A 20,633-nucleotide genomic window follows, 5' to 3' on the forward strand; every position below is an offset into this window, starting at 1 on the left:
AGGTCAGGGTCTGCTCGCCGGTTTCGGATACGACACAAGGCCGCTCGTTGTCGAGGCGCGCCGCCCGCACCGTGGTGTCTTGCCGGACTTCGCCCGATTTGTGAGGCATGATGTCGGACGTGGAGTGGCCTTCGCACAGGTCGCCCTCGCCGCCCATGAGAACGGTGTCACCCGGGGGCTGAGCGGGGCGGCTGCCGCGGGGAAAGGCCCCACCGGGCGGTATCGCACCGCCGTTCCCCCTGTCCCTGCGCTCAGCACCTCCCCGACCGGAAGGGTTGACTCGATGACCACGCCCCCGGCACCCGGCTCGGCCCGCGCCTCGGCGCCATCCGACGGCCCCGGCAAGCAACCCGGCCCCAGCGTCCGCCCCGACCGGCCCGGCCCCGGCGGCGACCGGGCCGGCCGGACCAACGGCGGCCACGGACCCATGCCGGCCGGGCCGGCACCACTGCGCCCCGGCGCCGGTCGCGCCTCGGTGCCGTCGGCCGCCGGACGAGCGAGCGTCGGCGGCGTCACCGGCCGGGCCGCGGTCGGCGGCGCGAGCCGCACCACCGTGCTGCCCACGGGCAAGGACGGCGACGGCCCGGACTCCGGCAAGAGCACCGGCCGCAAGGCCAAAGGTCGCCGCCGGAAGTGGCGCAGCATCATCCTGGCCTCGGCCGCGGTCGTCGTCATGCTGGCCGGAGGAGGCCTGATCGGCGTCGCCTACCTCTACGACTCGGTCCCCGAACCCGCCGATTTCAGCGCCAACGAGAACACCTTCGTCTACTCCGCCGACGGCGAGCAGATCGCCAAGCTCGGCGGCGAGAACCGTGAGATCGTCCCCATGTCCCGGCTGTCCGACGAGGTCAAGGTCGCGCTCATCGCGGGCGAGGACAAGAACTTCTTCAATCACAGCGGCATCGACCTGTGGGGCATCGCGCGCGCCGCGTGGAACAACCTGACCGGCGGCGAGACCCAGGGCGCCTCCACCATCACCCAGCAGTACGCCCGCAACGCGGCCAAGGACCTCGAAGTCACCTACGCCCGCAAACTGCGCGAGGCGGTGATGGCGCGGCGGCTGGAGGAGGAGCACTCCAAGGACGAGATCCTCGGCTTCTACGTGAACACCGTCTGGTTCGGCCGCGGCTCCAGCGGCGTCGGCGCGGCGGCGAAGGCCTACTTCAACAGGTCGGCCAGTCAGCTGACGGTCGAACAGGCGGCGGTGCTCGGCGCGGTGCTCAAGCAGCCCGAGCCCAACGACTACGACGGGACCAAGGGCTACGACCCGCACCTCAGCCCCGACGCCGCCCGCATCCGCTGGAACTACGTGCTCGACAACATGGTCGAGATGGGCCGGCTCGACCCGACCAAGCGCGCGGCCATGGTCTACCCGGACAAGACGCTGCGCAAGTACTCCGCCCGGTCCGGCGAGACCGGTATCCAGGGCACCGGCACCGGCTTCGTGATCAACAAATACGTCGAGCGGGAGATGGCCGCCTGGGGCATCACGGACTGGCGCAACAAGGGCTACCGGATCACCACGACGATCAACTCCAAGGCGCAGAAGGCGCTGGAGGCGCAGCTCTACCGCACCTTCGAGTGGAAGGAGACCTGCAAAGGCAAGGGCGACGAGAAAAAGTGCACCAACGACGTCGTCAAGGCCGTCGACCACAAGGTCGACGGCGCGTACACCAAGATCAAGGGTTATCCCAAGAACGTGATCGCCGCCGGAGTGGCCATCGACCCGAAGAACGGCCGCATCCTGGCCTACTACGGCGGCGCGGACGGCACCGGCATCGACTACGCCGGAAAGATCAACGAGGGCACGATCTGGGAGGACGGCGGTCACCCGCCGGCGTCGTCGTTCAAGGTGTACACGCTGGCCGCCGCGATCGACGCGGGCATCTCGCTCAAGTCCACCTGGGACCCGACGCCCATCGTCGCCACCGGCAAGAAGAGGAACTGCGACAAGTACAAGCTCTGCCCGTACGAGGTGGAGAACGCGGGCCGCGACGCCGGCAGCCTCAAGTGCAAGCGCAAGTGCACGCTGCAGGACGTCACCCGGCTCTCCCTCAACGTGCCGTTCTTCAAGATCGCCAAGAAGATCGAGCCGAAGAACGTCGTCGCCATGGCCCACGCGGCCGGCATCAACACCATGTGGGCCGTCAGCGACGGCAAGGCACGCGACCTCACCAAACCGGAGACGGACACCAGCCGCGCCTCCTTCGACTACCAGGTCGGCTTCGGCCAGTACCCGATCACCGTGCTCGACCACGCGTCCGGCATGGCGACCTTCGCCAACCACGGCGTCTACAACAAGCCGCACGTCGTGCTCCGCGTCGAGAAGAAGGACGAGAACGGCAAATACCGGCTGGTCCCGAACACCGGCGAGGTCAGCAAGGCCGAGCGGCGCATCCGGCAGGAGGTCGCCGACGAGGTCACCGGCATGCTCAAGCAACTGCCCAAGAGCTACTACCGAGGGCTCGCCGGTGGCCGCCAGGCCGCCGCGAAGACCGGCACCTGGGAGAGCAAGGTCCAGGACAAGGCCCACTCCAACGTCTGGACCGTCGGCTACACCCCGCAGATCGCCTCGGCCATCTGGGTCGGCAACGTCAAGAACGCCTCGGACCCGATCTACCGGCCCGCGGCACTGGGCGGCGGCAACATCACCAGTGTTGGCCTGCCCGCCGAGATCTGGCAGGGCTTCATGAACCAGGCCCATGCCGACATGAAGCTCCCGCTGGAACCCCTGGCCAACGGCACCAACGGCAAGCTCGGCGAGTCCGAGGGGGTGGGCGACGGCGTCGAACCGTCGAAGAAGCCGAAACCGGACGGCTGCAAACCCATGCCGCTCTGCCTCGCGGCCAGTCCGAGCGTGCCCGGCAACGCCAATCTGGTCCCGTCGCCCTCGGCCGCCGGCCACGGACCAGGCCACACGCCGCCAGGCCCGCAACCCTCCAATGCGGAGGACTGACCGAGCCGGACCATCTGCACCCACGTGCACAGCGGGGGCCGTCGCGCGACACGACGGCCCCCGAGTCCGCTAGTGGCCGACCATCGCCTGCGCGAACGCCGAAAGCCGATGCCCTGCTGCGGGACCGAGCCCGCTCAGCGCCGCGAGTTGCTCCGCGCTGAGCACCACGTCGGCGGCGGCGACGTTCTCCGCCAGGTGTGTACGGCGGGTCGTGCCCGGGATGGCGTGCACGTCGTCGCCCTGCGCCAGCACCCACGCGATGGCTACCTGAGCCGGGGTGCACCCGGCCGCGCCGGCGATGTCGCGGATCCGGTCGACCAGCGCCAGGTTGTGATCAAGGTTGCCGTCGGCGAAGCGCGGGTGGTTCAGCCGGTTGTCACTGTCGGCCAGGCCCGCCGTCGACCGGATCGTGCCCGTGAGCAGGCCGCGCCCGACCGGCGAGTACGCCACGATCCGGATGCCCAGCTCCCGGCACACCGGCAGCACCTCATCCTCGATGTCGCGGCTGAACAGCGAATACTCGATCTGCAACGCGCTGATCGGGTGCACCGCGTGCGCCCGCCGGATCGTCTCCGCGCCGACCTCGGACAACCCCAGGTGGCGCACCTTGCCCTGCGCGACCAGGTCGGCCATCGCCGCGACAGTGTCCTCGATCGGGACCTCGGGGTTGCGCCGGTGCAGGTAGAACAGGTCGATCGCGTCGACGCCGAGGCGGCGCAGCGAGTTCTCGCAGGACTGCCGGGCCCAGCCGGGGCTGGAGTCGACCCGGTGCACGCCGCCGTCGCGCCGGATGGCGAACTTGGTGGCCAGGAAGACCCGGTCGCGGTTGCCCGGCAGGAACCGCGCCAGCAACTCCTCGTTGCGGCCCTCGCCGTAGGACGCCGACGTGTCAAAGTGCGTCACGCCCAGCTCCAGCGCGCGGTGCAGGGTGGCCAGCGACTCGTCCTGGTCGGCCGGGCCGTAGTTGGTGCTCATGCCCATGCAGCCCAGGCCGAGCGCCGGGATCGCCGGGCCGGCCGCGTCAATCAGTCTGCTCTGCATCAAGGTACCCCCGATATCTGGTGATCTTCCGGTCGATGACGGCCAGGTCGCGCTCCAGCTCGCTGATCTGGCGCAGCACCGTCGTGCGGTGCTGTTCCAGCAGCTCCAGGCGCTCGCGGCGGTTGTGCGTGCCGGCGCGGACCAGCTCGATGTAGCGGACCATCTCCCGCACCGGCATGCCGGTGGCGCGCATCTTGGTCAGCAGGTCGAGCCGCTCGACGTCGCGCAACCGGTAGCGGCGGCGGCCCGCATGGTCGCGCGGGATCGGGTCCAGCAGCCCGACCTGCTCATACCAGCGCAGGGTGTACGCCGTCAGGCCGGTCTTGGCCGCGACCTCGCCGACCGAGAACCCTTCCTCCATGCCGCCCAGCCTCCCAGTTGGAGCGCACTCGAAGTCAAGCCGCCCGCGGCGACTGGTGCCGTCAAGGCTCCCCGGTTCAGAACCACGGCCCGGTTCGGGCATCGAGCGCCATGATCACCTCGTCTTGCCACGCAGCGGCGATCAGGATTTCGACGGCGGCGAGACGGATGTCGCAGGGAAACCTCGCGTGGCAGTTGAGGCATCGCGAGCCGTTCGGGTAGTCGATGGCGCAGTGCGTTCGCACTGCGTGCGCAGCGGCCGCTTCGTCTGTCGGCTGCGGCTCGAAGATCCGCCGCGCTGCCTCCGGCGTAGTCGCGGAGACAGCATCCACGATCTCCTCCGGGTTGGCGTTCTCGTCCCGTCGTATGCCGTCTGGTAGAGGACGCACGGTGGTCAGCATGATGGCGAAGGTGCTCTCGGTCATGAATTAGCGATCCCATCGGTGGGGTGGCCAGGGCACGCGGCGTACGCACGGATGCGGTCGTCACGCCGCCGCGCGCCCTGCTGCCCGACGCCGCCGTCCCGATGACACCAGCGCCAGGCCTGCCATCGATCGTGTCCGCAAGCCGCCCACTGGAACATCGCATCGACCGGGCGTATCTGCTGCGAGTCCATTGCGATGCCGGGCGAGACGGCGAACGATGGGACCCGATGGCTACCTCGGCGCGTCCCCCATCCGATCCGGCGGCCCGGCGTACGGCACTGATCCGTCGCCGTACTGCTCAAGGCCTGTCTCAGGAGCGCCTCGCAGAGCAACTCGGCGTGGACCGAACGACGATCGCTCGCTGGGAGTCGGGCACCAGCACGCCCCAACCGTGGCAACGCCCGAACCTCGCTCAGGCTCTTGGCGTTACCCTGGCGGAGTGCGACGCACTGCTCGTACTCGCACCACCGACCACGGCAGCGACTACTGTGCAGGCAGAGTCCTCGGGCCAGGGCGACGGTGACGAGATGGATCGCAGAGTCTTTCTGACCACGACAATGGCGAGCGCAGTCAGCGTTCCAAGTCGGCCTGGACTCATCGATGCGCTCCTTCAGCCGCCGCAAGCCGAGGCTCTGACGCTGAATCAGCTCAGCGCCGGCGTCCAAGAGGTGAAAACGGCTTACCAGGCATGCCGCTACGACGACGTGGCCGCCGTCCTCGCGCGGCTGCTACCGGCCGTGCGGTCATCCCTGGATCGCCTGGACAGCAGCCAGCTCGATGCCGGACATGCACTCGCAACGGACCTCTACCACGTGGCTGGGAGCGTCTTCCTCAAGCTCGGAGACCCCGCGATCGCTTTGCTCGCCGCTGAACGCAGCGGGCATCACGCCGCCAGGAGCGGCGATCCGATCGCCGAAGCGACCAGCGCACGTGTTCTGACCCATGCTCTGGTGGCCAGCGGCCACAACACGAATGCCGTGGCGATCGGAACTGGCGCGGCCACCCGTCTCAAACGCGCCACCGGTCTCAGGGAAGACGATGCTCTTTCGGCATACGGCGCGCTCCTGCTCCGCTCCGCCGTTGCGGCCGGTCGGACGCAGAACCGCGACACCGCCGAGGCGATCCTTGATGAGGCTAAGCGGGCAGGAGAAGAGCTCGGCCATGACGGTAACGACCGTTGGACCGGCTTCGGGCCAACCAACGTCCAGCAGCACCGAGTGCACCTCACGCTCGCCTTCGGTGATGCCGGCACAGCTGTCGAGATCGCCAGGCGGGTCCCGCTCGACAAGATCCCAATTGCCGAGCGTCGAGGCTCCCTATTCCTCGACGTCGCGAAGGCGTACGCGATGTGGGGTCGGCACGAGCAGGCCCTCAACGCACTACACGCTGCGCTGAAGGCCGCTCCGGGTGAAGTCAACGCACGGCCCGCGACTGCGCGGCTCATCGCGGACCTTGCCGCGCTGGCGCGTGGTCATACCCGGGCGCGTGTTGTCGAATTCGCCGGTCAGGCCGGTATCCGCCTGTGACAGGCAAACATCTCAACCTGGTCCTCTGCGGCGCGGGACCAGCTGCCGACGCAGCCGTCCTGATCAGGCTCGCGCAGGAGCAATCATGGACGGTCACGGTCACGGCCACGCAGGCGGCGCTGAGCTTCATCGACACCGCGGAGCTGGAACGGCTGTCCGGCAACCCGGTACGCACCGACTACGGAGTCGCACCGGGCACTGAGCGACAGGTGAGGCCGGTCAACGCCTTGATCATCGCTCCAGCCACTTACAACACGATCAACAAACTCGCTCTGGGCATCGCCGACACATACGTCCTCACATCTGTTGCTGAGATCGTCGGCCGACGAGTGCCCACCGTGATCGTTCCGTTCGTCAACGCCGCTCTCGCCGAGCGAAGGCCCTTCGTTTCCTCCGTCGAGAGCCTCAGGCAGGAGGGGATCACCGTTTTCCTGGGTCAGACGAGTTCATGGCTGCCCCACAAGCCCGGTACGGGGCGCGCACAACAGATGCGCTTCCCGTGGGAAGCCGCGTTGCAGCACCTCTACCGAGGCAACGACGCAGACCACCCCAACGACTAGGTCTTCGCTGATCACGAAGGTGGTTGTCGAAAGTGGGTGGCCTGCGGGCATCCGAGCAAACGCTGAGCGTGCTTTGGCCGGCGGCAATGGGGTCAACCCAGTCTGCGGCGCACCAGTTCCTGCAGCGCCGCGAGTTCCGCGTCGAGGGCGGCGACGCCCTGCGCGGTGATGGCGACCCAGGTGCGTGGCCGCCGCCCGTGGTAGCCCTTCTCGGTGTGCACCAGCCCCGCCTCCTCCAGCACGGCGAGGTGCCGGGAGAGATTGCCCGCGGTGAGTTCGAGGGCGTCGCGCAGGTAGCCGACCTCGACCCGCTCCGCCTCAGCAGCGATGGTGAGGATGCCGAGACGGTGACGTTGGTGCACGACGTCGTCCAGGGCGTTGGTCGGGAACGCGGACCGCTCGGCCTCCTCGGCGTGGCTCATGCGGGCCGCCGCCGGAGCAGCGCGGCCGCACACCCCCCGGCCAGCAGCACCACGACCGGCAGCAGCGCCGCGACGAAGAAGGTGAACCGGCCCAGCAGGTCCACGACGGCGTATGCGTCGACGCGGAACGCGACGCTGACCAGCACCAGCACGGCCGCGTAGAGCACGACCGTCACCGTCAGCGCCCGGCTGCGCTCCACTCGCGCCAGCACCGCCAGTCCCACACCGATGACCAGGTGCGGGAACATCCCGCGGCCGCTGACCGCCATCAGCTCGGGGGTGATCCAGACCGTCAGGTCGTGCAGCGGACCGGAGACGTTGTTGTAGAGCAGGTCCAGCGTGAGCGTGAGCAGCAGCGCGGCGACCGTGCCGGCCAGCCCGGCGAGCACGTAGCCGCGGACCGGGGCCTGCAGGCCGACCCGCCGACCCCGCCAGCGGTACCAGGCGAGGCTGACCAGGTAGCCGACGATCAGCGCGGCGAGCCAGTACCAGCCCAGCGCGGCGGCGTCGTCCAGCGTGTCGCCGCCGAGACGGGCGAGTGCGGGCACCTGTTGCGGCGCCATCATGTCGGCGGGTAGTCGGGCCATGACGTAGAACGGTAGTGCCACCGCCCCGAGCAGACCGAACAGCAGCAACGGCAGCCAGTGCGCGTGGCGCGCGGCGCGGGTGCGGCGGCGCAGTACGTCCAGTTCGGCGAGCACCTCGGCTGGGGATCCGGGGGCGGCAGAGTTCGGTGACATGGATGCCTCCAAGGGGTGGGCGAGTGTGGCAACTGCGTCAGCAATAGCTTTGCATCGCAAACCAATTTGCACAATGGTTGCTCGGACATCGACAAGCGGACCGCACCGGAGCCGATGCCCGGTGCCGGGTGCCAGTAGGGTTGGCCGCAATGTTGGACGGTCTCGACGCGCTGCACGCGCTGTGCGGCGAGGACCGCGACCGCCGCCGCGGGTGGGAGTTCGTCCGCGGGCAGGCTGCTGCCTACGGCCGCCCCTTGGCCGAAGGCGACGGTGTCGACGCCGACCGGTTGCGGGCAGCCGAGAAGCGGCTCGGCATCGCGCTGCCGGCCGCGCTGTGTGAGGCTCACCTGCTGTTCGGGCGGCGCACGGACCTGACCCGCGTACAGGACCGTCTGCTGGCACCCGGCCAGCTTCTACGCGATGCCGAGGGCGTCCTGGTGTTCCGCGTCGAGAACCAGTACTGCGCGTCGTGGGGCGTACCGGCCGAGGCCGTCGACCGCGATGACCCGCCGGTCCTGATGGGCACCGGCGGCCGCTGGCTGCCGTACACCGATCGGCTGTCGATCGCGCTGGTCGAGATGGTGCTGTCGGAGGCGATGTTCTCCGCCGACGAGGCGAACGTCGACAACCGGTACGACATGGACGACGCCGCAAGCGCGGCGCTGCGGGCGACGTTCGTACGACTACCGCTGCCGGACCTGCCGCTCTGGGCCGCGCCGGACGGGCCGCCCGTGCGCTGGTTCGCCGGTCCCGACGTGCTGCTGCGAGAGGACAGTGGCACGTGGCTGTGGGTCCACGGCCGCACCCCGGCAGCGGTGCAGGCTGTGCGGGACAGGCTGCCGGGCGATTGGCAGATGGTCCCGGACGACGAGGACCACGAGGACTGACCTCGATCGCAAGGCGCGCACTCATCCGCTCGCACTCTGCCTGTGCGCGCCGCGACGTGGCAGTATGGCGGGACCCGTCACACACCCGCCGCTGGGAGCCAACCATGGACAACACCATCGACCACGCTCCCCTGCACCATGACGGCGACAGCGGCATCGGGGTCGTGGTCTGCCACGGCTTCACCGGCTCGCCGCACAGCATGCGCCCCTGGGCCCGCCACCTGGCCGAGCAGGGCTGGTCGGTGCGGCTGCCGCTGCTGCCGGGCCACGGCACGAGCTGGCGCGACGCCAACCGCACCACCTGGCAGGACTGGTACACCGAGGTCGAACGCGCGGTCACCGACCTGCGCAAGCACTGCACGTCCGTGTACGCCGTCGGCCTGTCGATGGGCGGCACGCTCGCCCTGCGCCTGGCCCAGCAGCACCCCGACCTGGCCGGCATCGTGCTGGTGAACCCGGCCGTGACCATGCTGCGCTGGGACGCCAAGCTGCTGCCCGTGCTGGGCATGCTCGTGCCCTCGGTGCCCGCGATCGGCAACGACATCGCCAAGCCCGGCGTCGACGAGGGCGCCTACCCGCGCACGCCGGTGCGGGCCGCGGCGTCGCTGCGCAAATTCCAGTCCGTCGTACGCGCGGACCTGTCCAAGGTCGCCCAGCCGGTGCTGCTCTACCACTCCGCCAACGACCACGTCGTGGAGCCCGTCAACAGCGAGATCGTGCTGAAGCACATCACGTCGTCGGATGTGCAGGAGGTCGTCCTGCAGGACAGCTACCACGTGGCGACGCTGGACCACGACGCGCCGCGCATCTTCGACGGCAGCGTCGCCTTCATCAAGCGCCTCAGCAGCTGAACGGTGGTCGGGGCCGCACGGTGGCGGCCCCGACCTCCCGGTTCAGCGCGCGGTCCCGGCGCGGCGCTTGGCGAAGACGTCGAACGCGACGGCGGCCAGCAGCACCAGGCCCTTGAACAGCATGACCCGCTCGCTGGGCGCGCCGATCAGGGACATGCCGTTGTTGATGACGCCCATGATGAGCCCGCCGGTGATCGCGCCGACGACCCGGCCGACGCCGCCCTGCACGGCCGCGCCGCCGATGAACGCCGCCGCGATGGCGTCGAGTTCGAAGCCGTTGCCCGCGGTCGGACCGGCCTGGTTGAGCCGCCCGGCGAAGACGATGCCCGCGATCGAGGCGAGCACGCCCATGTTGACGAACAGCCAGAACGTCACCGACTTGACCTTGATGCCGGACAGGGTGGCCGCGTTGAGGTTGCCGCCGATGGCGTAGATGTGGCGGCCGAACACGACCCGGTCGGTGAGCAGCGAGTACGCCAGGACCAGCGCGGCCAGCAGCACGAGCACCCAGGGCAGGTTCTTGAACCGGGCCAGCTGCACGATGACGGTCATCACGACGACGGCGGCGATGGCGAGCTTGGTGACGAACAGCACGGTCGGCTCGACGACCTGGCCGTAGCGCACCCGTCCGGCGCGGCTGCGCCACTGGGTGACCACGATCCCGGCGATGAAAGCGACGCCGAGCAGCAGCGTGAGCAGGTCCGCGCCGCCCAGCGGGCCGAGGCCGATGTTGCCCAGGGTGGTCGGCATGAACCCGTTGGCGATGGTGCGGACCTCGTCGGGGAACGGGCCGATGCCCTGATTGCCGAGCACGGTCAGGGTGAGCGCCCGGAACAGCAGCATGCCGGCCAGTGTCACGATGAACGCCGGGATGCCGAAGTACGCCACCCAGTAGCCCTGCCAGGCGCCGATCAGGCCGCCGCAGATCAGGGTGATCAGGATGGCCAGCGGCCACGGCACATCGTTGTTGACCATGAGTACGGCGGAGATCGCGCCGGTGACGGCGACGACCGAGCCGGCGGACAGGTCGATGTGCCCGGCGATGATGATCAGGATCATGCCGATGGCGAGGATCAGGATGTAGGAGTTCTGCACCACCAGGTTGGAGATGTTCTGCGGAGCGAGCAGGTCTCCGTCGGTGAGGAACGCGAACAGGGCGATGATCAGCGCGAACGCGATGTAGATGCCGTTCTGGCGCAGGTTGGCCGAGAAGAGCCGACCGCCGAATCGGTCCGGTGCCTTGGTCACCGCGAGGTCGCTCGCGGCCGCCGGCACGGCGGTGCTCGGGCCGGTCGTGGGGCCGACACTGGTCATGGGGTCACTGCTCCTTCACCTTGGTCATGTACTGCATGAGCCGCTCGGGGGTGGCCTGCTCGCGGGTGACCTGGCCGGTGATCCGGCCGGCGGACATCGCGTAGATGCGGTCGCAGACGCCGATCAGCTCGGGCAGTTCGGAGGAGATGACCAGCACGGCTTTGCCCTGGTCGGCCATGTGGTTGATGATCGAGTAAATCTCGTACTTGGCGCCGACGTCGATGCCGCGGGTGGGCTCGTCGAGGATGAGCACGTCGGCGTCGGTGAACAGCCACTTCGACAGCACGACCTTCTGCTGGTTGCCGCCGCTGAGCTTGCCGGTGACGGCCGCGACGTTCGGGGCCTTGATGTTCATGCCGGCCCGGAAGCCGTCGGCGACCCGGTACTCCTCGTTGTCGTGGATCCAGCCGCGGGTGGCCAGCTTGTTCAGCGCCGCCGCGGACACGTTGCGCTTGATGTCCTCGATCAGGTTGAGGCCGTAGCGTTTGCGGTCCTCCGTGGCGTACGCGATGCCGTGGCGGATCGCGTCGCCGACGGTCTTCAGGCGGATCTCCCTGCCGTCCTTGAAGATCCGGCCCGAGATGCCGATGCCGTAGCTGCGCCCGAAGACGCTCATGGCCAGCTCGGTGCGGCCCGCGCCCATCAGCCCGGCCAGGCCGACGATCTCGCCGCGGCGCAGGCTGAGGTTCGCGCCCTGCACGACGACCCGCCCGTGCTGGGTGGGGCTGTGCACGGTCCAGTCCTCGATGCGCAGCACCTCGTCGCCGATGTTCGGCTCGTGCTCGGGGAAGCGGTGTTCGAGGTCGCGGCCGACCATGCCGGCGATGATGCGGTCCTCGGTGACGTCGGCGGACATGTCGAGGGTCTCGATGGTCCGGCCGTCGCGCAGGATCGTGGTGGTGTCGGCGATCTCCCGGATCTCGTTCAGCTTGTGCGAGATGATCACGCAGGTGATGCCCTGGTCGCGCAGGCCGCGCAGCAGGTCGAGCAGGTGCGCGGAGTCCTCGTCGTTGAGCGCGGCGGTCGGCTCGTCGAGGATGAGCAGGCGCACCCGCTTGGTCAGCGCCTTGGCGATCTCGGTCAGCTGCTGCTTGCCGACGCAGAGGTCCATCGCGAGCGTGGCCGGGTTCTCGTGCAGGCCCACGCGGTGCAGCAGTTCGGCGGCCTCGGCGTGGGTGCGGTTCCAGTTCACGACGCCGCCGGGGGCGCGCTCGTTGCCGAGGAAGATGTTCTCCGCGATCGACAGGTTCGGGCACAGGGCCAGTTCCTGGTGGATGATCACGATGCCGAGGCGTTCGCTGTCGCGGATGGTGGCGAACCGGCAGGCCTCGCCGTCGAGGGTGATCTCACCGCTGTAGTCGCCGTGCGGGTGGACCCCCGACAGGACTTTCATCAGGGTGGACTTGCCCGCGCCGTTCTCGCCGCAGATCGCGTGGATCTCCCCGCGGCGGACCGTGAGGTTGACGTCGTCCAGGGCGGTGACCCCCGGGAACGTCTTGGTGATGTGACGCATCTGCAGGATCACGTCGGTCAAGGTCGTCCTCCTCCGGTTCGGCGGGACGCCCGCCCGGCCGGGGTGACCGGCCGGACGGGCGTGGCGGTGCTACTTGAGCTGGTCGGCGGTGTAGTAGCCGGTGTCGATCAGGGTCGCCTTGTAGTTGTCCTTGTAGACGACGATCGGCTCCAGCAGGTACGACGGGACGACCTTGATGCCGTTGTCGTAGTCCTTGGTGTTGTTGACCTCCGGCTTGCCGCCCTTGAGGACCGCGTCGGCCATCTTCACGGTGACCTTCGCCAGCTCCCGGGTGTCCTTGTAGATCGTCGCGTACTGCTCGCCCGCGATGATCGACTTGACCGAGGCGACCTCGGCGTCCTGGCCGGTGACGACCGGGTAGGGCTGGTTGGCGGTGCCGTAGCCGCTGCTCTTGAGCGCGGACAGGATGCCGATCGACAGGCCGTCGTACGGCGACAGCACGCCCTGCACCTTGTCGCCCTTGGCGTAGGTCTTGGTGAGCAGGTCCTCCATGCGCTTCTGCGCGGTCGCCGGGTCCCAGCGCAGGATCGCGACCGTCTTGAAGTCGACCTCCTTGCTCTTGACGACCAGCGTGCCCTTGTCGATGAAGGGCTTGAGGGTGTCCATCGCGCCGTTGAAGAAGAACGTCGCGTTGTTGTCGTCGGGCGAACCGGCGAACAGCTCGACGTTGAACGGGCCCTTGGCGGTGCCGTCGGAACCGTCGGCCTTCTTCAGGCCCAGGCCCACCAGCAGCGACGTCGCCTGCTGCACGCCGACCTTGTAGTTGTCGAACGTGGCGTAGTAGTCCACGTTGGGCGAGTTGCGGATCAGGCGGTCGTAGGCGATGACCGGGATCTTCTTGTCAGCGGCCTGCTGCAGCTGCGTCGTGATCGCCGTGCCGTCGATCGACGCGACGATCAGCAGCTTCGCGCCCCGGGTGATCTGGTTCTCGATCTGGTTGACCTGGGTCGGGATGTCGTTCTCGGCGTACTGCAGGTCGACCTTGTAGCCGAGCGCCTCCAACTGGGTCTTGAGGTTCTCCCCGTCGTGGATCCACCGCTCGGAGGACTTGGTCGGCATCGTCACGCCCACCAGCGCGCCCGCCGTGCCGCCGCCTTGCTCCTGGTCGGCGGTCTTGGTGCTCGAACCGCAGGCGGCGAGGCTCGTGGCCACGACCAGTCCCAGTGCGGCGGCGGCCAATCTTGCGATCTTCATATCGCTCCTTCTCCCGACGGGAACGGCCCACCGGCCGCCAGGTCAGGCGGCAGGCTGTGATCGCTCACAAAATCTTTCGGTAACCCGCGGCTGTCGCAGATTACGGGCTTGTGAACGCTCACATAATTCGACGCTCGAGGGGCCAAGGTCAATGGACGCCAGATCACGGTTGGATTACGGAGAAGGTCCCGGGAGGCACCCACCCGGATGACCTTCACAAGGCTGCGGACAGCCACCGCGGCACGGCGACCACTCCTCACCCGACAACGGGCTTATAGGATGAATGCTCACCATTTCGGATGGCCATCGGCAGGCCGGTGCGGGACCGAGCGCAAAGGAACGGGTCATGGCCCTGACATCACCCGACCGCCAGACCGCGACCGGGACCGTGCTGTTCACCCTGGCATGCGGCCAGTTCCTGATGACGCTGGACAGCTCGGTCATGAACGTGTCGATCGCGACGGTCGCCGAGGACGTGGGCACCACCGTCACCGGCATCCAGACCGCGATCACGATGTACACCCTCGTCATGGCGGCTCTGATGATCACCGGCGGCAAGATCGGCCAGATCATCAGCTTCAAGCGCTCGTTCGCCATCGGCTGCGTGATCTACGGCGCGGGCTCGCTCACCACCGCCCTGGCACCCGACCTCACCGTGCTGCTCATCGGCTGGTCACTGCTCGAAGGCATCGGGGCCGCGCTCATCCTGCCCGCCATCGTGGCACTGGTCGCGACGAACTTCGACCGCTCGCAGCGTCCCCGGGCGTATGGCCTGGTCGCCGCGTTCGGTGCGATCGCGGTCGCGGTCGGACCACTGATCGGCGGGTTGCTGACCACCTACGCCTCCTGGCGCTGGGTGTTCGCCGGCGAGGTGGTCGTCGTCCTGGGCATCCTGCTGCTGACCCGCCACATGCGCGGCCTGCCGCCCGACCGCGCCACCCGCCTGGATCTCGGCGGCACCGCACTGTCCGGCCTGGGCCTGGTGCTGATCGTCTTCGGCGTACTACGCGGCGGCACCTGGGGCTTCGTCAACCCCAAGCCCGGCGGACCGGCGTGGCTCGGCCTGTCGCCCGTGTTCTGGCTGGTCATCGCAGGCGGCGTCGTGCTGCGCTGGTTCCTGTCCCGCGAACGCGCCCGCCAGCGCCGGGGCCGGCCGGTGCTGCTCGACCCGGGCCTGCTGGACAACAGGCTGCTGCGCGGCGGCCTCAACTCGTTCCTGTTCCAGTACCTGCTCCAGGCGGGTCTGTTCTTCACCGTGCCGCTCTACCTGTCCGTCGCGCTCGGCCTGTCCGCGATCGACACCGGCCTGCGCATCCTTCCTCTGTCCGTGACCCTGCTGCTCGCCGCTGTGGGCGTGCCCAGGTTCCTCCCGAACGCCTCCCCGCGCCGGGTGGTGCAACTCGGCTTCGCCGCCCTGTTCGCCGGCATCGTCGCCCTCGCCGCCGCGCTGGAGGTCGGTGCCGGGCCGGAGATCGTCACCTGGCCGCTGCTGCTGGCCGGGCTCGGCATCGGCGCGCTGGCCTCCCAGCTCGGCAGCGTCACCGTGTCGGCGGTGCCCGACGAGCGCAGCGCCGAAGTCGGCGGGCTGCAGAACACCGTGACCAACCTGGGCGCGTCAGTCGGCACCGCCCTGGCCGGGGCTGTGCTCATCTCCGGGCTGACGACGTCGTTTCTCACGGGCGTGCAGGCCAACCCCGCGATCCCCGCCGAGGTGTCCGCGCAGGCCCAGGTGCAGCTGGCGGCAGGCATCCCGTTCCTGTCCAACGACCAGCTGGCAGCGGCGCTGTCGGACGCCGGCGTGGACCCGTCCACCGCGGCCGCCGCCCTCGCGCAGAACGAGCAGTCCCGCCTCGACGGCCTGCGCGCCGCGCTGGGCCTGCTCGCGATCATCGCGCTCGCCGCGCTCTTCCTCACCCGCGGCATTCCGACCCACCAGCCGGGCACGGCTCCCCCGACCCAGCCGGGCACGGCTCGCTCACCGCAGGCCTGAGCGCGGTCCCCGACCGCACCAAGGTCACTCGACTTGCCTGGCACCTGTGGGAATGAGCCGTCAAGATACGCACGAATGCCAGGCAAGTCGGACGATCATGGGCGGTGTCAGGCGCGGACCCGGGACGCCGCCAGGTCGCGCAGTTCGTCCAGCACGATGCGGGTCGCCGCGGTCAGCGCCGAGCGGCTGCGCACGGCCGCGTACACCTGGCGGGTCAGCGGTTCGCGCAGCGCGCGGGTCGCCACGCGGTATCTGCCGTCGACGGCCAGTTCGGGCAGCAACGACACGGACAGGCCCGCCTCGACATGTGCCAGCAGCAGCTCGTAGCTGCCGAAACGACCGGCCACCCGCGGTTCGAAGCCGGCGTGGCGGCAGCTGCTGGTGACCAGATGGGACAGGTACGTCCCGGGCAGATCGACCGACCAGGCCGCCTCGGCGAAGTCGGCCAGATCCACCGGCACGTCCGGCCCCGCCTGATCCTGCGCGGTCACCAGCACGACGGCGTCGGCGAGCAGCGCGACCGTGTGCACGTCCGGGTCCAGGGGCGTCGAGCCGTCGATGAAGTCGGCGGTGACGATGATGTCGCAGTCGCCGCGGCGCAGGGCAGGCTGGCTGGCCTGCGGATCGAGCTCGCTGATCTCCAGCTCGATCCGCGGATGCGCCTGCCGCAGCCGGGCGGCGAGCGGTATGGCCAGCGTACGGACCGCGCTGGAGAACGCAGCCAGGCGCACCGGTCCGGCCGGCTGTCCGGACAGGTCGCGCAGCTCAGCCTCGGCTGCTTTGACCTGGTCGAGAATGACCCGGGCGTGCCGGGCGAGGGTGCGCCCGGCCGCCGTGAGCCGCACCCGGCGGCCGACCCGCTGCAGCAGGTCGGCGCGCGCTTCCGCCTCCAGCACCGCCAGCTGCGCCGATACCGCCGACGGGCTCAGGTGCAGCGCGGCGGCGACGGCCCGCACCGTGCCGAGGCTGTCCAGCAGGGCAAGCATCTCCAGGCGAGCGGTGTTCAGTCGCAACGATGCTCCTAGTGCAGAGATTGCGCACAGGCTAGCCGGGAATCGGAGCTTTTCGCGCACAGCAACCGTTCATATCGTGAGGGCATGACGCTGATGAGCGAGCAGTCCACCGCCGCGCAGTTCTGGGCCGACGCGGAACGCCATCTGGTGCGCTACGGCGGCCCGTTCACGCCGGAGATCATCGAACGGGCGGCGGGCAGCTACGTGTACACCGCCGACGGCCGGCGGATCCTCGATTTCACCTCGGGGCAGATGAGCGCCATCCTGGGCCACAGCCACCCGGCGATCGTGGCCACCGTGCAGCAGCAGATCGCGAACCTCGACCACCTGTTCAGCGGCATGCTGTCGCGGCCGGTCGTCGACCTCGCCCGGCGGCTCGCCGAGACCCTGCCCGCGCCGCTGGACAAGGTGCTGCTGCTGACGACCGGCGCCGAGTCGAACGAGGCCGCCATCCGCATGGCGAAACTCGTCACCGGCAAGCACGAGATCGTGGCGTTCGCCCGCTCCTGGCACGGCATGACCGGCGCCGCTGCCGCCGCGACGTACAGCGCCGGCCACCAGGGTTACGGGCCGACCGCGCCCGGCAACTTCGCGCTGCCCACGCCCAACCCGTACCGTCCCGACTTCACCACCGCCGACGGCGAGCTCGACTGGCGGCGACAGCTCGATCACGGGTTCGCCATGATCGACGCTCAGTCGTCGGGCAGCCTCGCGGCCTGCATCGTCGAGCCGATCCTCAGCTCCGGCGGCGTCATCGAGCCGCCGCCGGGCTACTTCGCCGCGCTGGCCGCCAAGTGCCGGGAACGCGGCATGCTGCTGATCGTCGACGAGGCGCAGACCGGCCTGTGCCGCACCGGCGACTGGTATGCCTTCCAGCGCGACGGCATCGTGCCCGACATCCTCACCCTGTCCAAGACGCTGGGCGCGGGGCTGCCGCTGGCCGCCGTGATCACCAGCGAGGAGATCGAGCAACGCGCCCACGAGCGCGGCTACCTGTTCTACACCACGCACGTGTCGGACCCGCTCGTCGCGGCCGTCGGCAACACCGTGCTCGACGTCGCGTTGTCCGATCAGCTGGACCTGCGGGCCCGGGAGCTGGGCGCGTTCCTGCGCACCGGGCTGCTGGAGCTGCAGCAGCGGCACCAGGCCGTGGGCGACGTGCGCGGACGCGGGTTGATGCAGGGCCTCGAACTCGTCGTCGACCGGGCCACCAAGCAGGGCGCGGATGCGCTCGGTGCCCAGGTCACCCGCCGCTGCCTGGAACTCGGCCTGCACCTGAACGTGGTGCAGCTGCGGGGCATGGGCGGCACGTTCCGCATCGCGCCGCCGCTGACCGCGACCCGGGAAGAACTGGCCCTCGGCCTGGAGATCCTCGACCAGGCACTTGCTGACACCACCACGGCCTGACAACTACCACGCTCCGAGCGCCCACATCATTTTTGATGTGGGCACATCAAAAATGATGTGCCCACATCTTGATGGTGCGGTTCCCCGACGCCGCCGCGCGCCCGGCCGCTACACGAGCGCCGCGCGCAGCCGGTCGTAGGTCGGGGCGAGCCGGCGCAGGGTGTCCGCAGCAGCCGGGAAGTCCTTGGTGACCATCGGGTACTGCAGCGAGCCGACCAGCCGGGCCTGCTCGGCGGCGACCCCGGCCGCCTCGTCGTAGCCGGCCAGCAGCAGGCAGTCGGCGGTGTCGCTGAGCCTGCGCGCGCCGACCCGGATCGCGAAGTACATCAGGTGCTCGCGCAGCCCGTCCCCCGCGCCGGCCTCGACCAGCTCGGCGACCCGCTCGGCGGCCGCGCCGTTGCCCAGGCTGCCGGGCGGCATCTGCACCTCGTCACACATCGACAGCCAGTCGATCGCGGCCGGGATGATCGAGCGGATCGCGTCGGCGTCCTTGACGTCGGCGACCTTCGCGAAGCCGGTGCGCATCGTGTACGGATCGCCGTAGCTGATCGTCTCAGCCCGCCAGGCCGTCATGAAGTCGCCGACCGGCACCTCGGCGTACGGATACCCGTGCGGGTCGTGCACGAGCACCCGCTCGTCGTCCACGTCGAGCGCGACCACATAATGGTCGGCCCCGATCGGCCCGTTCATCTCCGGCTGGTGGCGCAGGTGCCCCATCTCGACCGGCCCGACCCACACCGGCCCCTGCCGCACCGCTGCCGCGAGGCGGGCCAGTGCCGTCTCGGCATCGCCGCCCTTGCTGACCGTCGACGTCCAGCCGATCGCCGCCAGCGCCCGGTCGAACCCCTGCGCGGGATCCCACCCGTAGGCGTCGAAGAACACCAGCGTGCCGCCGATGAGCTGCATGCCGAACGGCCCACCGGTGGCGACCTCGATGACCGCGGTGGACGGCGCCTGCGCGCCGAGCAGCATCGCGAACGAGTTCGAGTAGCAGTAGGGGCCGCTGCCCACATAGGGAAGATGACGCACGGTAAACCTCTCGTTCAGACGGCGACCGGGTACGCGACGTCGAAGCGCGATCCGGTGCCCGGATAGATCTCGTAGGGATGCCCGGTGCAGACGACACCGGGATGGGCGTCGGTCCACGCCTCGATCGCGTCGTAGACGCGCAGGATCAGCGGCAGGTTCTGGTAGCCGGGCGGCACCGGCAGGTACACCGCCGTGTGCGCCGGCACGAGCCGGACGTGCAGGTCGTCGACGGGTTCGACCGGCCCGTCGCAGGCGACCGCCACCTCCACGTACCCGTCGCTGTCCGGGGTGATCAGGTCCTCGAAGAACACGAACCGGGGGCCGTCCGCGGCCAGCCCGCAGGCCCGCAGTCGAGCGCGGATGTCTTGCTCAGCCGTGTGCATGAGGCCAGGCAGCGCGGTGGAGTCGATCCGCCGCCGGCGGCCGAGCACCTTCGTCACCGGCACGTCCCGCTGTGCCACGGCGTCGGCCAGCCCTGAGCCGTCGGACGAGCCCTGCACGGCCTCCACCACGGCCGCCCGATCGTCGAGCAGGCAGCGCTGGGCGTGCAGCCAGCCGCGCAGTTCGAGCGCCCGGTCCTGCGGGCTCAGATCGGCCAGCGCGGCGATCCGGGCCAGCGGCAGGCCGAGCCGCCGCAGCCGGGCGATCAGCCGGGCCCGGGGCAGCTGGTCGGGGCGGTAGTAGCGGTAGCCGGTGGCCGGATCCACCCGCGCGGCGGGGAGCAGGCCCTGCTCGGCGTACAGGCGCAGCGCCTTCGGCGACAACCGTGCCGCCGCCCCGAACTCCCCCGCCAGCAGATGCTCCCGTGCCACCCGGCCAGTCTGCGGCGTGCCCCTGGGGCGAGGTCAAGACGAACGTCCGCCGGCAGGGCGTTCGCCCCGTCGGCGGACGTTCCTTCCGTCGGCGCGGCCGGCAGGACCCGCGCGGCGGAGCCTACTCGCCCTTCGGGTCCAGACAGTCGATCTGCACCGGCACGGTGCCGGTCTGGCCGTTCCCGGTGACGGTGACGACTGCCTGGCCGGACCAGTGCGGGTCGGCGTCGGCCCACGCGTTGTGCAGGTGGCCCTGGCCGTTGCCGCTCGCGTCGGTGGTGAAGGTGTCGGCGTGGTGGAAACCACGGGCGGTGCTCACGGTGTACACGGTGTCGGGCTGTCCGCCGGTGAGCGTGACCAGCACCTCTCCACCGTGGTCGTTGCAACCCTCAAGGCTGCTGGTCAGCCAGCCGAGGGGCGTCTGCGCGGTGTCGGCGAGCGCGACCTCGTGCGCGAGGAGCGTCGTGGCGAGCGCGACACCGGCGATGCCGAGCGCCCGGAAGGCTTTGGTCCGCAGGGTGGACACGTTGACCCCGTTTCGTGACGGTCCCGGCGGCGGCTCCACCGGGACT

General features: G+C 69.7%; 19 protein-coding genes. 7 read left to right on the forward strand and 12 right to left on the reverse strand.

Annotation, left to right across the window (positions count from 1 at the left end; genetic code table 11):
• Window positions 1–283: 283 nt before the first annotated feature.
• The gene (locus AB0B66_RS37795; RefSeq protein WP_360539389.1) at window positions 284–2,956 is read left to right on the forward strand and encodes a transglycosylase domain-containing protein; all 2,673 of its coding nucleotides are present in this window, start codon (window positions 284–286) and stop codon (window positions 2,954–2,956) included.
• Window positions 2,957–3,025: 69 nt separating this feature from the next.
• Here AB0B66_RS37795 and AB0B66_RS37800 read toward each other — a convergent pair whose 3' ends face one another.
• The 3 genes from AB0B66_RS37800 to AB0B66_RS37810 all read right to left on the reverse strand — a co-directional run bounded on the left by AB0B66_RS37800 (window position 3,026) and on the right by AB0B66_RS37810 (window position 4,782).
• On the reverse strand, window positions 3,026–3,997 hold the full coding sequence (locus tag AB0B66_RS37800; RefSeq protein WP_360539391.1) for an aldo/keto reductase: 972 nt from the start codon (window positions 3,995–3,997) through the stop codon (window positions 3,026–3,028).
• On the reverse strand, window positions 3,978–4,358 hold the full coding sequence (locus AB0B66_RS37805; protein WP_360539393.1) for a MerR family transcriptional regulator: 381 nt from the start codon (window positions 4,356–4,358) through the stop codon (window positions 3,978–3,980). The genes AB0B66_RS37800 and AB0B66_RS37805 overlap by 20 nt, the downstream gene beginning before the upstream one ends.
• 76 nt (window positions 4,359–4,434) lie before the next feature.
• A complete protein-coding gene (locus tag AB0B66_RS37810; RefSeq protein ID WP_360539395.1) occupies window positions 4,435–4,782 on the reverse strand; it encodes a hypothetical protein in 348 nt (115 codons plus the stop codon).
• Between the two features lie 23 nt (window positions 4,783–4,805).
• Between AB0B66_RS37810 and AB0B66_RS37815 the strand changes: the two genes are divergently transcribed.
• Together AB0B66_RS37815 and AB0B66_RS37820 are read left to right on the forward strand one after the other, a co-directional pair.
• Window positions 4,806–6,308 (forward strand): helix-turn-helix transcriptional regulator, encoded by a 1,503-nt coding sequence (locus AB0B66_RS37815; protein WP_360539397.1) that lies wholly within the window; start codon window positions 4,806–4,808, stop codon window positions 6,306–6,308.
• Window positions 6,305–6,868, forward strand: coding sequence for a flavoprotein (locus AB0B66_RS37820; protein ID WP_360539399.1), 564 nt, complete (start codon window positions 6,305–6,307; stop codon window positions 6,866–6,868). Before AB0B66_RS37815 ends, AB0B66_RS37820 begins: the two co-directional genes overlap by 4 nt.
• A 92-nt stretch (window positions 6,869–6,960) precedes the next feature.
• Here AB0B66_RS37820 and AB0B66_RS37825 read toward each other — a convergent pair whose 3' ends face one another.
• A complete protein-coding gene (locus AB0B66_RS37825; RefSeq protein WP_360539401.1) occupies window positions 6,961–7,290 on the reverse strand; it encodes a transcriptional regulator in 330 nt (109 codons plus the stop codon).
• Window positions 7,287–8,030, reverse strand: a complete 744-nt coding sequence (locus AB0B66_RS37830) for a hypothetical protein (protein ID WP_360539403.1) — start codon at window positions 8,028–8,030, stop codon at window positions 7,287–7,289. The genes AB0B66_RS37825 and AB0B66_RS37830 overlap by 4 nt, the downstream gene beginning before the upstream one ends.
• Before the next feature lie 149 nt (window positions 8,031–8,179).
• Between AB0B66_RS37830 and AB0B66_RS37835 the strand changes: the two genes are divergently transcribed.
• Window positions 8,180–8,917 (forward strand): hypothetical protein, encoded by a 738-nt coding sequence (locus AB0B66_RS37835; protein ID WP_360539405.1) that lies wholly within the window; start codon window positions 8,180–8,182, stop codon window positions 8,915–8,917.
• 104 nt (window positions 8,918–9,021) lie between these two features.
• On the forward strand, window positions 9,022–9,768 hold the full coding sequence (locus AB0B66_RS37840; protein WP_360539407.1) for an alpha/beta fold hydrolase: 747 nt from the start codon (window positions 9,022–9,024) through the stop codon (window positions 9,766–9,768).
• A gap of 42 nt (window positions 9,769–9,810) precedes the next feature.
• Here AB0B66_RS37840 and mmsB read toward each other — a convergent pair whose 3' ends face one another.
• The 3 genes from mmsB to chvE all read right to left on the reverse strand — a co-directional run bounded on the left by mmsB (window position 9,811) and on the right by chvE (window position 13,810).
• Window positions 9,811–11,082 (reverse strand): multiple monosaccharide ABC transporter permease, encoded by a 1,272-nt coding sequence (gene mmsB, locus AB0B66_RS37845; protein ID WP_360539409.1) that lies wholly within the window; start codon window positions 11,080–11,082, stop codon window positions 9,811–9,813.
• 4 nt (window positions 11,083–11,086) lie between these two features.
• Entirely contained in the window at window positions 11,087–12,616 is a 1,530-nt protein-coding gene (mmsA, locus tag AB0B66_RS37850; protein WP_360539411.1) for a multiple monosaccharide ABC transporter ATP-binding protein, read from the reverse strand.
• A gap of 69 nt (window positions 12,617–12,685) precedes the next feature.
• Window positions 12,686–13,810 (reverse strand): multiple monosaccharide ABC transporter substrate-binding protein, encoded by a 1,125-nt coding sequence (gene chvE / locus AB0B66_RS37855; RefSeq protein WP_360539413.1) that lies wholly within the window; start codon window positions 13,808–13,810, stop codon window positions 12,686–12,688.
• 346 nt (window positions 13,811–14,156) lie between these two features.
• Between chvE and AB0B66_RS37860 the strand changes: the two genes are divergently transcribed.
• Window positions 14,157–15,800: an MFS transporter gene (locus AB0B66_RS37860; RefSeq protein WP_360539415.1), complete on the forward strand. Its 1,644-nt coding sequence runs from the start codon at window positions 14,157–14,159 to the stop codon at window positions 15,798–15,800.
• A gap of 107 nt (window positions 15,801–15,907) precedes the next feature.
• Here AB0B66_RS37860 and AB0B66_RS37865 read toward each other — a convergent pair whose 3' ends face one another.
• Window positions 15,908–16,813, reverse strand: a complete 906-nt coding sequence (locus AB0B66_RS37865; protein WP_360539417.1) for a LysR substrate-binding domain-containing protein — start codon at window positions 16,811–16,813, stop codon at window positions 15,908–15,910.
• Between the two features lie 84 nt (window positions 16,814–16,897).
• Here AB0B66_RS37865 and AB0B66_RS37870 point away from each other — a divergent pair, with 84 nt between their 5' ends.
• Window positions 16,898–18,220, forward strand: a complete 1,323-nt coding sequence (locus tag AB0B66_RS37870) for an aspartate aminotransferase family protein (protein ID WP_360539419.1) — start codon at window positions 16,898–16,900, stop codon at window positions 18,218–18,220.
• Between the two features lie 108 nt (window positions 18,221–18,328).
• On the opposite strand, the gene AB0B66_RS37875 is transcribed toward AB0B66_RS37870, so the two are convergent.
• The 3 genes from AB0B66_RS37875 to AB0B66_RS37885 form a co-directional block, all read right to left on the reverse strand.
• A complete protein-coding gene (locus AB0B66_RS37875) occupies window positions 18,329–19,231 on the reverse strand; it encodes a hypothetical protein (RefSeq protein ID WP_360539421.1) in 903 nt (300 codons plus the stop codon).
• A gap of 32 nt (window positions 19,232–19,263) precedes the next feature.
• Window positions 19,264–20,046 carry a MerR family transcriptional regulator gene (locus AB0B66_RS37880; RefSeq protein WP_360539473.1) on the reverse strand — a complete coding sequence of 261 codons (783 nt, stop codon included), beginning with the start codon at window positions 20,044–20,046 and terminating at the stop codon, window positions 19,264–19,266.
• 136 nt (window positions 20,047–20,182) lie between these two features.
• A complete protein-coding gene (locus AB0B66_RS37885; RefSeq protein WP_360539423.1) occupies window positions 20,183–20,587 on the reverse strand; it encodes a hypothetical protein in 405 nt (134 codons plus the stop codon).
• Between the last annotated feature and the right edge of the window lie 46 nt (window positions 20,588–20,633).

The sequence above is a fragment of the Catellatospora sp. NPDC049111 genome (genome assembly GCF_040648615.1).
Classification (GTDB): Bacteria; Actinomycetota; Actinomycetes; order Mycobacteriales; family Micromonosporaceae; genus Catellatospora; species Catellatospora aurea.